This is a genomic window from Micromonospora sp. NPDC005087 (assembly GCF_042872965.1).
Classification (GTDB): Bacteria; Actinomycetota; Actinomycetes; order Mycobacteriales; family Micromonosporaceae; genus Micromonospora.
Genome location: NZ_JBIALB010000047.1, coordinates 1 through 13263, shown reverse-complemented (window position 1 = coordinate 13263; position 13263 = coordinate 1). Strand labels below are relative to the sequence as shown.

The 13263-nt window shown below is 68.1% G+C and carries 10 protein-coding genes and 5 pseudogenes; 7 read left to right on the top strand and 8 right to left on the bottom strand.

The genetic code is table 11. The annotated features are described in order from the left end of the window. Positions 1–1071, bottom strand: a 1071-nt coding sequence (locus tag ACFYPS_RS35970) for an ISAs1 family transposase (RefSeq protein ID WP_387330880.1), incomplete at its 3' end; no start/stop codon positions are given. A gap of 178 nt (positions 1072–1249) precedes the next feature. Between ACFYPS_RS35970 and ACFYPS_RS35965 the strand changes: the two genes are divergently transcribed. Then, positions 1250–2146 (top strand): phosphotransferase family protein, encoded by an 897-nt coding sequence (locus ACFYPS_RS35965; RefSeq protein ID WP_387330877.1) that lies wholly within the window; start codon positions 1250–1252, stop codon positions 2144–2146. Between the two features lie 88 nt (positions 2147–2234). Here the strand turns inward: ACFYPS_RS35965 and ACFYPS_RS35960 are convergent. The 5 genes and pseudogenes from ACFYPS_RS35960 to ACFYPS_RS35940 form a co-directional block, all read right to left on the bottom strand. Continuing rightward, positions 2235–2399: pseudogene (locus ACFYPS_RS35960) on the bottom strand (IS256 family transposase); the annotation flags it as partial. Between the two features lie 4 nt (positions 2400–2403). Continuing rightward, positions 2404–2721: a transposase gene (locus ACFYPS_RS35955; RefSeq protein ID WP_387330885.1), complete on the bottom strand. Its 318-nt coding sequence runs from the start codon at positions 2719–2721 to the stop codon at positions 2404–2406. Positions 2722–2822: 101 nt separating this feature from the next. Next, positions 2823–2942 (bottom strand): annotated as a pseudogene (locus ACFYPS_RS35950) (transposase); the annotation flags it as partial. Between the two features lie 111 nt (positions 2943–3053). Then, positions 3054–4376, bottom strand: a complete 1323-nt coding sequence (ltrA, locus tag ACFYPS_RS35945) for a group II intron reverse transcriptase/maturase (RefSeq protein WP_387330874.1) — start codon at positions 4374–4376, stop codon at positions 3054–3056. A gap of 737 nt (positions 4377–5113) precedes the next feature. Continuing rightward, a pseudogene (locus ACFYPS_RS35940) lies at positions 5114–5533 on the bottom strand (transposase); the annotation flags it as partial. A gap of 691 nt (positions 5534–6224) precedes the next feature. Here ACFYPS_RS35940 and ACFYPS_RS35935 point away from each other — a divergent pair. From ACFYPS_RS35935 to ACFYPS_RS35915, 5 genes are all read left to right on the top strand, one after another. Then, positions 6225–7688 carry a DUF4331 domain-containing protein gene (locus tag ACFYPS_RS35935; protein WP_387330872.1) on the top strand — a complete coding sequence of 488 codons (1464 nt, stop codon included), beginning with the start codon at positions 6225–6227 and terminating at the stop codon, positions 7686–7688. A 128-nt stretch (positions 7689–7816) separates the two neighbouring features. Then, the gene (locus ACFYPS_RS35930) at positions 7817–8503 is read left to right on the top strand and encodes a class F sortase (RefSeq protein WP_354968784.1); all 687 of its coding nucleotides are present in this window, start codon (positions 7817–7819) and stop codon (positions 8501–8503) included. Next, positions 8500–9858 (top strand): tetratricopeptide repeat protein, encoded by a 1359-nt coding sequence (locus ACFYPS_RS35925; protein WP_387330869.1) that lies wholly within the window; start codon positions 8500–8502, stop codon positions 9856–9858. Before ACFYPS_RS35930 ends, ACFYPS_RS35925 begins: the two co-directional genes overlap by 4 nt. Next, positions 9855–11426, top strand: a complete 1572-nt coding sequence (locus ACFYPS_RS35920) for a hypothetical protein (protein WP_387330866.1) — start codon at positions 9855–9857, stop codon at positions 11424–11426. The genes ACFYPS_RS35925 and ACFYPS_RS35920 overlap by 4 nt, the downstream gene beginning before the upstream one ends. A 66-nt stretch (positions 11427–11492) precedes the next feature. Continuing rightward, the gene (locus tag ACFYPS_RS35915) at positions 11493–11642 is read left to right on the top strand and encodes a hypothetical protein (RefSeq protein ID WP_387330863.1); all 150 of its coding nucleotides are present in this window, start codon (positions 11493–11495) and stop codon (positions 11640–11642) included. On the opposite strand, the pseudogene ACFYPS_RS35910 reads toward ACFYPS_RS35915, so the two are convergent. Then, positions 11603–11881: pseudogene (locus ACFYPS_RS35910) on the bottom strand (FAD-dependent monooxygenase); the annotation flags it as partial. The gene ACFYPS_RS35915 and the pseudogene ACFYPS_RS35910 sit on opposite strands and share 40 nt — an antisense overlap. A 54-nt stretch (positions 11882–11935) precedes the next feature. After that, positions 11936–12625 (bottom strand): IS6 family transposase, encoded by a 690-nt coding sequence (locus ACFYPS_RS35905; protein ID WP_387330882.1) that lies wholly within the window; start codon positions 12623–12625, stop codon positions 11936–11938. A gap of 39 nt (positions 12626–12664) precedes the next feature. Between ACFYPS_RS35905 and ACFYPS_RS35900 the strand changes: the two are divergent. Then, positions 12665–13168, top strand: a pseudogene (locus ACFYPS_RS35900) (transposase); the annotation flags it as partial. Between the last annotated feature and the right edge of the window lie 95 nt (positions 13169–13263).

Sequence of the window (13263 nt, the reverse complement as noted above, 5' to 3'; positions counted from 1 at the left end):
AGCCCGGTGCCTGGAGACAGGCACGCCGGGTTCGGAGAGCGGCCTGGGGAAACGGACCGGGAGTAATCCCGGCACCGCGCCCCAGGCCGACTCACAGTGGACCTTGTTCTCGATCGACCAGTGGTCGCGGATCCACGCCGCCAGTTGTGCCGGCTTGGCCTGGTGCACGCGCAGGTCGGTGATGGCGTAGACGGTCGCGGTGGTGAACCGTTTCGGCTGGTCGAGGCGGCGTCTGCGGCGGCGGATCTGGATGGCTTGGGCGGCGTTCGGGAAGTCGATGCCGGTGGAGATCGTCAGGATCTTCAGGCTGCGGATCTCGCGGCGGCCGTGTCCGCGGTCGGTGTCGCGGGTGGCGTCGGAGACTGCCCGCCAGGGCAGTGCGGTGAGCTGGGCGTGCAGGTGGGGTTGGTTGCCTTTGACGGTCAGGATCCAGTGGGCGCCGCGTTGCGCGAGGTAGGTGACGTGCTCGCGTTGGCAGTGCAGGGCGTCGGCGGTGACCACGGTGTCGCGTAGGTCGTTGATCTGGTCGAGCAGCGGTGCGAACCGGGTGATCTCGTTGGTCTTGCCGTCGACGTCGATGCTGGCCAGGACCACGCCGGTGGCCTGGTCGCAGGCGGTCATCACGTGCCGGGCGGTGGTGTCGGGGGTGCGGGAGCCGCGCAGGGTCTTGCCGTCCACGGCGATCGCCCGGCCGGTCGTCGAGGTGGTGTCGGCCCGGCCAGCGAGCCAGACGCCGATCGCCGCGGTCAGTAGCTGCGGGTCCATGGCCTGCAACAGTCGACGGATCATCGCCTCCGACGGGCGCCGCTCAGGAGTCATACCCAGGGCGAGAGCCGTGGCTGCCGGAACGTCGGCGACCCACTCGGCGATCGCGGCGTACGAGCGATAGCCGGCCACCACGGCACACACCGCCGCGGTGACCACGACCGTCAGCCGGTGCCGGACACCTCGGCGGGCCCGTGGATCAGGCAGACCGGCGAGCGCTTCGAGTAGCCCACCGGCGGTTTCCGGCACGGTCAGAGCCGGTGCGCAGGACAGGGACGAGATCAGCGATGATGGCAGCGTGGGCATGACTCACTTCGAACGATCAGCATGGCGTAGAGAACCTTGATGATCTTCTGAGCCGGTCATGCCCGTCTTGCTGCCACCAACAGCGGCACTTCCACTCCAAGCCCCACAAGTCAGACACCGTCACGACTTTGCCGGGGCCCTGATGGTCAGCGCAAGACGGATCGTGCAGTATGACGCGGTGACCGAGTCGCAGCCTCCTTCATCAGCCGTTGCATGGGCCGCTGAAGTCGCCGGTCCGGGTGCCTCCGCGCGCACCGTTCGGCGACTCACCGGCGGCACTCACGCCGCCACCCATCTGCTACGGACCGAGCGCCCGACGGGGGAGATGGTGCTGCGCCGGTTCCCGCCGGGCGACGACGCCGCCGCGCGGGAAGCCGGCGTGCTGGCAACTCTCGACGGCTTGGACGGCTGGGCTCCGAGGGTGGTGGACGTGGATCCCGCCGGTCATCGGTTCGGTGAACCGGCCATCTTGATCACCCGGCTGCCCGGCCGCGCCGACATCATGTCCGTCTCCTCGCGGGGGGCAGCCGAACAGCTAGGACGGGTCTTGGCCCGCATCCACGCCGTGCCGCTCACCCGGCTCACCGGGCTCCGGGACGGTATGGCAGCAGCATCCGCCTCATCCCCTGCCGGCGTCGACGCGGGGCCTACCGCATCGATCCTGGCTGCCCATGCTCATCGCCTTGCCGGTCAAAGTCCCGTTCTGACGCACTATGACTATTGGTCCGGCAATGTCCTGTGGGAGCAGGAGGTAATCACTGGCGTCGTCGACTGGTCAGGGGCTGCACAGGCGCCACGCGGCCTCGACGTGAGCTGGTGCCGACTTGATTTGACTCTGCTGCACGGCCCGGACTCGGCTGAGATATTCCTGGCGGCGTACGAGCAAGCGGCAGCAGCAGCTGTGCCCGACCTGGCGCTGTGGGACTTGTTCGCCCTCGACAACTCCTACCGCACCGTCGAGACCTGGCTCCCCAACTACCACGACCTCGGCCGCAGCGATCTGACCGCAGCCCGCTTGCGCGAGCGTCACACCAGCTGGACGCAGGAGTGCCTCGCCCGCTACCGAATGGAATAGGAGACGCAGGCAAGATCGTCGAGCAATGGCGCCCGCATTCTCATCGGCTGAGGGGCTGTCTCGCTAACGGTGTTTTCGGCGATCTTGGTTAGTAGGTTTCAGCGGCTGGGAAGCGGTCGCTGAAGGTGATGGCGAAGGCGTTCAACGCGGGTTTCCAGCGCATCGTCCATCGGGCTCTGCCGACGCCGGTGGGGACCAGGGACCGGGTCACCAGGTACAGACACTTCAACGCGGCCAGCTCGATGCCCCTATGTTTGTCAAGTTGTGGTGGGCGAGAGGGCTCCGATGACGATCTTGAAGATTTCGCGGGCGATGTAGCGCTTGAGGCAGCGCAAGATCTCTCGTTTTGTTCGGCCTTCGGTGGTTCGTCGTTGGACGTAGGCCCGCGTGCGGGGGTCGGCCCGGAGTCTGGTCAGGGCGATGCGGAACAGTGCGGCGTTGGCCTGGCGGTTGCCGCCGCGGTTGAGGCGACGGCGCTGGGTCTTGCCTGATGATCGTTCGACGGGGTTGACACCGCAGAGGGCTGCGAAGGCTGCTTCGCCGGTCAGCCGGTCGGGGTTGTCGCCGGCGGCGATGAGCAGGGTTGCTGCGCTGTCGTGGCCGACGCCGAAGAGGTCCAGTAGCTGCGGCGCTGTCTCGGCGACCGCAGCAGTCAGCAGCTTTTCGAGCTCGCGGATCTCCGGAGGAGGCGGTGGGACCAGTCGGTCATCTCCTCGATCACCTTGTCGGTGATCCGGGAGATCGTCTCCTTCGACACCGACGCTCCGTAGATCTCGGCGAAGTGCGCCGAGAGTTGAGTCGGCCCGCAGCGCGGTTCCGGTGTTGCCACCGGCCCGTTTCTGCGGACCGCTCGCCGAACCCGCCGTGCGCCTCTCAACGCAACGGGCTCTCCACGGTTTTTCTGCCGTCAGGCTGGTTCCGTTGTTGCCCAGGGGGTGGGGATTCTGCTGCGACGGCGATACCGAGTAACGGCGGTCGACGCGATGTTGTGCAGTTCGATCCCGTCCGCCGTGATGGTCCGCCACCCGGTCGGGGTGCGCAGCCAGCGGTGAACGTCCTTCCATCTCCAGCGTCGTTTGGCCTTGGCCCAGCGAACAACTCGCCACCAGATGAAGTAGGCGAGCCGGTCGAAGGTGTGTTTGGCGACGGCGTGCCGGAAGTAGTTGGCCCAGCCACGCGTGATCTGGTTGATCCGGATCAGCGTTTCTCCCAGGTCTTGCTGTGACAACCTGCGTGTCAGGGCACGGATTTTGTCCTTCAGTGACCGGACTGGCCGGTCACCGATGAACGTGTAGACGTGCCACTGGTCGCGGGTGCCCATCTTGCGTCTCCACCGGATGCGAAAGCCCAAGAAGTCGAACCCATCGGCCATGTTCACGATCCGCGTCTTGGACGGCGACAGTCGCAGTCCCAGCGGAGCGAGCACGGCCGCGACGTCCCCGCGCAGCGCCTCGACGTGATCTCGGGTGCCGAACACCATGACGACGAAGTCGTCGGCGTAGCGGACCAGTCGCCACGTCGCCTGACCACGATCACGCCGATGGTGGCGCCGATTCTCCGTCGACATCCGCCCGCCGGGCTTCCACTCGCGGTGAAGGTGCTCATCGAGCACACTCAACGCGATGTTGGCCAACAGCGGTGACAGGATGCCCCCTTGCGGCGTGCCGGTCGGGGTGTCGCGTTCCTCGCCGAGCTCGGTGAGGACGCCGGCCTTGAGGAACGCTTTGACCAGCGCGAGCACACGCTTGTCCTTGACCCGATGCCGCACTCGGTCCATCAGGGCCGTGTGGTCGATCGTGTCGAAGCACGCCTCGATGTCGGCATCCAGCACCCAGCGGTAGCCTCGGCTGCCGAAGAGGTGGATGTCGGCGATCGCGTCGTGTGCTCGCCGGTTGGGCCGGAACCCGAACGAGACCGGCTCGAAATCCGCCTCGAAGATGGGTTCCAGGACGAGTTTCAGGGCGGCCTGCACGACTCGGTCAGCAACGGTCGGGATGCCCAGCTTGCGGACCTTGCCCGACCCACCCGGCTTGGGGATCTTGCGTTCCCGCACCGGCTGCGGACGAAACGAACCGTCCTTGACCGCCGACCTGATGCCGTCCAGGAACGCCGGGACACCGACCTCCCGCTCGATCCGGGCGACCGTGAGGCCGTCCGAACCGGCAGTACGCGCCCCGGTATTGCCCGCGACTCGCTCGAACGCCACGATCAGCGTCGCCGGGTCGTGCACGAGGTTGAACAGGTCGTCGAACCTGCGGCCAGGATCAGCCGCAGCCCAACGGTGAAGCTTGGTCTGCATCCCCGATACCCACCCGAACCCGTCCTCACGGACGTGTTCCGGTGGGGCGCCGCCGTTCGGTGGCGCGTCTTTCGGCATTACAGCGTCCTTCCTTCTCGAAACCGCTGCCGTCCTTCCCCATGTGGTCGGCTTTCCCGACCTCGGAGTACTACGACGGCTCCGCCCCGCCCGACGCGTTCAGCAGACGATGTGCCTATCCCGACCATCGGGCTGGCTGCCCGCCGTCGGGAGCCTCGCCGCGCGGTTCCCGTGTTCACTGCTGGATCGCTCATCGAAGGAGGCACCCGACTTTGTCCCCGCGGCATCGCCACGGCTACGCCGCAGACCTTCACCATGGCCTCCCTGCGGAGGTGAAAATCCCCGCTCAGGAGTTCCCCGCCCGTCATGAAAGAGCAGGTGCGCACCGCGACCGGCCCAGATCCGCCAGGTTCGAGCCGGTGACCACTTAGGAGACGTAAACGCCGGTTCCTCGCGTATGCCTTTCCGATTCGCTTGCCGGACCCGCACCATCTGGCAGTGCTGACACGCCCCGGCGTTGTCAGGGCCGCTTGCCACCCTCCCCGGCACCTCCCGGATCAGGCTGCCCCCAGCTTCGCCAGACCGCTGCGACGGCCCGACGGAGAAGGTCTCTCACCTCCACACAATCCAACAGCGCCTCACGGCGCACTCTCCCCGGTCGTCAAACCCTTGGCATACAGCGACAACACGACCTCGTCGACCCCCGACAGGCGCCGCTGCCGCTTGCGCACGATCTGCGGTTCGAACGTGCCGGCCCGGTCCCGCGGCACGTCAATCTGCACCGACCCCGACGCGTCGGTCAGCACCGTCTTCGAGCGGGTGCCGTTGCGAATGTTGCCCGACGCGGCGCCGGCGGGTTCGTGTCTGACATAGCCGAGATGCTCAGTCATCTCCTCGTTGAGCGCGGTCTCCAGGACCGTCTTGGTCAACTGCTTCAGCAGCCCGTCCGGGCCCGTCAGGGACAGGCCCTGTTCCTTGGCCGCCCGGACCAGCTCGGCGGCAGCCTTCGCCTCCGCCGACGGCTCTGACCGCTTCTTCCGTTCGGTCCCGTTGTTCTGTGTCGCGGCCATCACGGCACCCTCCTGACCAGGCACAACGCCTAGCGGGTCAGGCCGGAAACACCGTTAGATCCACACTCCCGCCGGGACGCCGTGGTCGATCTCGGCCTGCCGTCGGGCCGCTGGCGTCTGTTGACGCCGCTGGCGCAGCTCGCCTGCCTTGTCGGTGGGTCCGATCCACACCGTCGCCCCTGGCCGGTGGTGACGCGTACCGCGGCAGACGCGTCACATGCCGTGTTGCGTGGTGGCCACGTACACGTGGCGGCGGGAACTCTCGCGTCTGGGTGAGCACCACGACTGGGATCGTCGTCATCGACGTCGCCAGCTCCCGGCATCGCAGTGATGGCGTGCTGGCCGTGCGCTTCCCCAGCGGCTGAGGCGTCGCCGCGACGAACCGTTCCGCGACGAGCGACGTGCGTGTTGCTTGCCGGGGTTTTAGGTTTCGCCTCCCGTCCACCGTCGGCCCCTGTTGAATCGAGGATGGGATAGGCACTGGTCAAGTTCCTTTTTGATCACACGGGGGGATGGGGGCCGGGACGTGCGTGGTGCGGTATTCACAAGTCCGGGGCGGCGTGCCTTGGCGTGGTATGCCGGCGCCGCGGCGCTGGCGTTGGTCGCCGGTACTGGTGGCGCGGGGCTGGTGTCGGAGGTGGCCGATGCGTCGAGTCACCGGGAGGCGCCGTTGATCGCGGGTGATCCGCAGGTGGACAACACGGATGTGTATGCGTTCGTGAGTCCCGACAAGCAGGACACGGTCACGCTGATCGCGAACTGGCTGCCGTTTCAGGAGCCCAACGGGGGGCCGAACTTCTACTTTTTCAAGCCGGGCGCCCAGTATGACATCAACATCGACAACAACGGTGACGCCCGGGCGGACGTCACTTATCGGTGGGTGTTCGCCAACGATGACAAGCGCGATGGCACCACGTTTCTCTACAACAACGGTGTGGTCAACAACCTGAACGATCCGACGTTGCTGTTCAAGCAGACCTACACCCTCAGCGAGGTCAAGGGTGGTCAGTCGCGGGTGCTGGTGCGCGACGGGATCGTCGCGCCGTCGAATGTGGGGCCGGCGTCGATGCCGGACTACGGACGGCTGCGGCAGCAGGCGGTGACGTCGGTCGAGGGCGGCGGTCAGACGTACGCGGGCCAGGCCGAGGATCCGTTCTTCCTTGACTTGCGGGTGTTCGACCTGATCTACGGCGCGAATCTGTCCGAGCGGGGACAGGACACCCTGGCCGGCTACAACGTGCAGACCGTCGCGTTGCAGGTGCCCAAGTCGGCGCTGGCGCTCAACGCTGACGACACCCGCAACCCGGTGATCGGCGTGTGGAGCGCCACCTCGCAGCCCGGGATGCAGGTCAAGGATCCCCAGGCCGGCGGGGATCAAGTGCAGGTGTCGCGGCTGGGTAACCCGCTGGTCAACGAGCTGGTGCCGGCGGCTAACCAGAAGGATGGCTTCAACGCCAGCACGCCGGCGGACGACAGCAAGAACCAGAAACTGATCGACCGGGTCCTCAACCCGGAGCTGCCGCGGGTGATTGAGCAGATCTACAACATTCCGGCGCCGGCCACACCGCGCAACGACCTCGCGGAGATCTTCCTGACCGGCATCGCGAAGAACGCGCCGACTCTGGACGGGTCGACGCCGCCGATCCAGGCGGATCTGAACTCGCAGATCCTCAACGCGGACGTGGACGCCAAGGCGTTCGTGCCGGCGGAGGAGTTGCGGCTGAACATGAGCGTGCCGGTGACGGCCAACCCGAACCGGCTGGGTGTGCTCGGCGGTGACCTGCAGGGCTTCCCGAACGGACGCCGGCTCACCGACGACGTGCTGGACATCGAGTTGCAGGCCTTCGAGGGCGCGGCGCAGACCGGGCAGCTGGTGCCCGCGCTCGCCGCCGGGGACAAGGTCAACACGAACAACGTGCCGTTCGGGAACACGTTCCCCTATCTGGCGCTGCCCAGCAACGTGGCGGTGAACCAGATCGACGCCGACGGGATGCCCTCCGGCGGCGTGCCCAGCGGCGCCGGCGGCACCGCCTCGACGGGCGTCGTCTGGGTCAGGGTCGCCGGCGGCATCGCCGCGGCGGCCTGCTTCGGCGCTGGTCTGCTGGTCAGCCGCCGCCGTCACCGGCTGACCGTCTCGCGCCCGGTCAGCAGTTGATCGAGGGGTGTGGCGCGGCCAGTCGGCCGCGCCACTCCCTGGCGTCGAAGACCGGTCGGGCGGAAGCCGTCGGCGACCCTGTTCGGGGCCGGACCGTCATCAGCCGACCTGAGGCGGGAGAACGTTCCATGAATCCCACACGTCTGCTCAGCGGTGTCCGGCTGGCCGCACTGCCGCCGCGGCTATCCCCGAGCGCCCTGCTCGTGATCGTTGGAGGGCTCATCGTGCTGATGACCGTCGCGCTGTCGGCGTTCGAGCGACCGTTGACGGAAGCGCCCGGGGCGACGGCCGCAGCGCCGCTGGGCGCGCCGGCTGCACCGCTGGATCCGCGTCCGGGCCATAGCGGCTCGGACTCGCCCGCGCAGCCGGCGGACCTGTCGATTCCGTCGATCGGGGTGCGGTCCCCCCTGGTCGATCTGGCCCGTCAACCGGACGGCGCGCTGCCCGCACCCGACGACTATCAGATGGCCGGCTGGTATGCGGGCGGACCGATGCCGGGAGAGCAGGGAGGCCCACCGGCGGTGATTGTCGGTCACGTGGACTCCCACACCGGGCCGGCAGTCTTCTACCGGCTGCGGGACCTGGCGGTGGGCAGTGAGGTTCAGGTCCGTGACATCGCCGGGTCGGTCCTGAGCTTCCGGGTGTATCGGCTCGACGAGTATCCGAAGGACACGTTTCCCGCTGGTGCGGTCTACGCCCCCAGCGACCGGGCGGAGCTGCGGTTGATCACCTGCACCGGGGTGTTCGACCGGCGGGCGGGCAGCTACCGGGACAACCTCGTCGCCTACGCCGCCCTTGTCGGCGGTGGCTCATGAGCGGTCTGCGGCGTCGGCTGTCCGTCGTGTCCCGGGGTCTCACCCGCCTGCCCGTGGTGCTGCTGCTGGCCGGCGTCGTGCTGTTGATCGGCACCCCGATCGTCACGAATCAGCTGCCGGGTCAGCGCCGTAACCCGACCGTGGCCCCGCCCGCACGGACCGGCCCGCAGGCGGGTGCGGCCGCCCTGGAATCCGCCATCGCCAGGGCCCAGCGGCGGCTCGTTGATGTGCCGAAGGACTGGTCGACGTGGGCCGAACTTGGCTCTGCCTATGTGCAACAGGGTCGGATCACCGGTGACCCGTCGTACTACTCGAAGGCCGACGGCGCGTTGCGGCGCTCGCTGGAGTTGCAGAGCACCACGAACTGGAAGGCGATGGTCGGCACGGCGGCGTTGGCAAACGCTCGCCACGACTTCACCGCCGGCCGGGACTGGGGACGCCGCGCGGAGGCCCTCAACCCCCACTCCGGCAGCGTCCACGGCGTGCTGGTCGACGCGCTCACCGAACTCGGCGACTACGACGGCGCGCGCATCCAGTTGCAGCGCATGCTGGACGTCGAACCAGGGGTCGCGGCGTTCACCCGCGCCTCGTACAACTTCGAACAGCGCGGGCTGGTCGCGGCCGCCCGCGATGCGCTGAACCGTGCCCTGGCTCAGGCGAGCAGCCCCGCTGACCGGGCCTTCTGCCGCTACTATCTCGGCGAGTTGGCGTTCCACAACGGCGACCCACAGTTAGCCCTGCGGGAATACGACGCCGGCCTTACCGCCGATCCGACCTACCAGCAGCTCTACGCGGGGCGCGGTAAGGCGCGCGCCGCGCTCGGCCAGAGCGCCGAAGCCCTTGCCGACTACGCCCGTGCCGTGCAGGCGCTCCCGTTGCCCGAACTGTTGATCGAGTACGGTGACCTCCTCACCGCCGCCGGCAAACCCGCCCAGGCACGCCAGCAGTACGACCTGGTCGCCGCGGCCCGGCAACTGTCCGCCGTCAACGGCATCTCCGATCACCTCACCCAGGCGACCTACCTCGCAGACCACGGCCAACCCGCCGAAGCGCTGACCGAGGCACAAGCGGAATGGTCCACCCGCCGCACCGTCCTGACCGCTGACGCCCTGGCGTGGGCGCTGCACCGCAACGGACGTGACGCCGAGGCGTTGGACTACTCCCTGCAGGCCACCCGCCTCGGCTGGCGAAACGCCACCTTCTACTACCACCGCGCGGTGATCCGGCACGCCCTCGGCGACCGGGAGCAGGCTCGCGACGACCTCAGCCTCGCGATGAGGATCAACCCGCACTTCGACGTCGTGCAAGCGCCGATCGCGCGTCGCCTGCTCGTCAGTCTCGGTGGCGGCGGATGAGGCGCCGAAAGGCCAGCGGCGCGGCGATTGTGACCTTCATCGTGGTCGCGTTTGCCCTGGCACCGGCGATTCCGGCCGCCGCCCACCCGCTGGGAAACTTTTCCGTCAATCACTATCACGGTCTGCAGTTGCATCCCGACCGGATCGAGGACCTGGCCGTCCTCGACGAGGCGGAGATACCCACCGCGCAGCAAAAACCCGCGGTCGACCAGGACACTAACGGCAGCATCGAAGCGGCCGAGGCGGCAGCCCACGCTGCCACCACCTGCGCGGCGATGGCAGGCGCCCTACACACCGAGGCAGCCGGGCAGGCCCTGACGTGGACAGTTCGAGCCAGCAACCTCACCTACCGCCCCGGGGCGGCGAACCTGGTTACCGGGCGCACCGAATGTCACCTTACCGCCGCAGCCGACCTGCGGCGGGCTACCACGATCAGCTTCGATGACACCTTCCGAACCGACCGCGTCGGCTGGCACGAGGCCACCGCCGTCGGCCACGGCATCGGACTGCGCGACTCACCGCTGCCGAGAACGAGCGTCACCGACGAGCTACGCGCCTACCCCAACGACCCGCTGTCGTCACCGCTCAGCCACCGCTCGGCGCGGATCCAGACTCTGGGCGCGGGCACGGCATCCAGCGGAGAGCGCCAGGTCGTGATTCCCGCCGCCGGCCCGATCACCCGGTCGATGACCGCCCTGGGCGACCGACTCAACAGGATCAGCGGGAGGGACCGGCTCACGCCGCTGGCCGGCGTACTGGCGACCCTCCTGGCGCTGCTGCTCGGCGGCGCCCACGCGATGTTGCCCGGGCACGGCAAGACGGTCATGGCCGCCTACATCGCTGGCCGGCGCGGCACCTACCGCGACGCCTTCACCGTCGGCGCCACTGTCACCGCCACCCACACCGCCGGCGTCCTGACCGCAGGTCTACTGCTCACCACCGCGTCGACCCTGGCCGGTGAATCCCTCCTCGGCTGGCTGGGCGTCCTCAGCGGCCTACTCATTACCGGCATCGGCGTGAGCCTGCTCCGCTCAGCGATCCCCGCGCGGAGGAAGCACCAGCTCGCACAGCGGCAAACACTCGTCCTCGCGGGGCCTGCACCCGATGCCCTGGTCACCGCCAAGTCCGACGTCGCGGCGTCCCGTCACTCTCACGGTGTCAGCCACGGTCACGACCACCACCATGGACCCGAACATCACCATGGACTCCACCACCATCACCGTGCCGGTGGCAGGGCGGGCCTACTCGGCGTGGGCATTGCCGGCGGCATCGTGCCCAGCCCCTCCGCGCTCATCGTCCTGCTCGGCGCGGTCGCACTGGGCCGAACCTGGTTCGGTGTCGTCCTGGTCCTCGCCTACGGCCTGGGTATGGCCGCTACCCTGACCCTCGCCGGGCTCCTACTAGTCGGACTACACCAACGACTGCATCGCAACATCTCCCCGCGGATCGGAAGCTGGACCGGCCGACTCGCCACCCTCACACCCATCCTCACCGCCACCCTCGTCCTTGTCGTCGGCACCGTCCTCACTCTGCGAGCCGTCTGGCCCCTCCTGACACCGACGACATAGTGAATTGCCGCCGACGCCGGGTCTGTAAGAAGAACGGTGTAACTCCTGATCAAGGAGCAGCACCTGATGTCCGACACGACGATAGCCGTGGATACTTCTGCGGTGGCGAAGAAGAGCAACCCGGCAGGTAAGCCGGCGGACGGCGTGGACGCCGAGCTGGGAGGCCATCGACGAACTTTGCGCAGCCGGGGGACCCGGCCGGTCAGGGCGAAGTAGCCGCGCGCCGCCGTCAGCGAGAGTCGCCCGATCACCGGCCGGTAGAGGCGATCGTCGCCGCTGGTGCCGTCCCGAAGCGAGTCGGCGACCCGGGCGAACCCGCAGGGCAGTATGGCGGCCTCGTAATCGGCCAACGCCTGGACCACCGTTCTGCCGCCGGCTGCGGCCAGCTTGAGTTGACGGCAGAGCAGGGCGGCGTCGCGCAGCGCGGTGTTCACGCCAGCGCCTCGGCCCGGGGGGCGCTGTTGCGTTGTGGGACCGACGGACGCGTTGAACGCGTGTCGGGTCCGCGGTCAGATCGCTTGGGCGAGGTCGGTAAACCCGGCGGCGACCCGCGTGGCCGGCGGGGCGTCGACCGCGAGTTCGTAGTATCCACGTCGAAGGTTCTGCATGAACGCGTGCCCGGCGATGACCACCTGTGCTGTCTTGTCGGTTCGTAGTCCGCGCATCGGTCTCAACCGGTGTTTCAGCTGGCTGTGATCAGCCTCGATCGGATTGTTCGCGTGCCGTTCGACGTGGTGCCACGCCTGCGGGATCAGCTCATCCAGCACGCCGGGGTAGACCGGCGCGGCGTCGGTGACGACCTCGCTGGGCGTCACCTTCAACGTCGACAGCGCCCGGCGGAAGAACCGCCGGGCCGCGTCGGCATCCCGGCGGGCCGAGACCAGCACGTCGATGACCTGCCCGTCCTGGTCGACCGCCCGGTACACGTACCGCCACACCCCGTTTACCTTCACGTACGTCTCATCAACATGCCACCTATCGCCAGGTAAATGGCGACAGAACCGAGCGGCGTAAGCCAACAGCGGCGTGAACCGCTGCACCCACCGGTAGACGGTGACGTGATCGACCTCGACTCCGCGTTCGACCAGCAACTCCTCGACGTCCCGATACGAGAGGTTGAACCGCAGGTACCAGCGGACCGCGACCACGATCACCTCCGGCGGGAACCGGAACCCGGCGAACGCCGACTTCGCAGGCAGCCAGGGGCGAGAGCGGGTCGATGACTTCACTGCTCAAGCCTGGCTCGATCATGCCAACCCTCAACGCAACAGAGCCCGTTAAAGCGTTACGTGGGCCGTCTGGTTGCGGCCCGGCAGTGGCAGGCCGGTGACCCAGCCATCCTGATCGTGGCCGATGCCGGCTACGACGCACCTCGGCTGGCGTTCCTCCTGGCCGATCTGCCCGTGCAGGTTCTCGCACGGATGCGCTCGGACCGGGTACTACGCCGGGCCGAGCCACCGCGCCTGGCGGGAACGAACGGCCGACCACCCCGCCACGCCGGCGAGTTCGTCTTCGGTGATCCCACCACCTGGGGCGAACCCGACGCGGCCACGATCACCGGCACCCGCCTCTACGGCCCCGCGTGGGCCCGAGCCTGGAACCGGCTGCACCCACGGCTGACCCACCGAAACGCCTGGACCAATTCAGCGAAAACACTGCCGACAATCGAGGGAACCGTCATCCGCCTCGAGGTCGATCACCTGCCCAGCGGCGCGACCCCGAAACCGGTGTGGCTGTGGTGGTGTCAAGCCCCGGGTTTGATGGAGAGTTGGTTAGCTGGTTTTCAGGGCTGCGGTGACCGGCTGGGTCATCGCGTGTAGGGCCTCGTGTTCGGCGG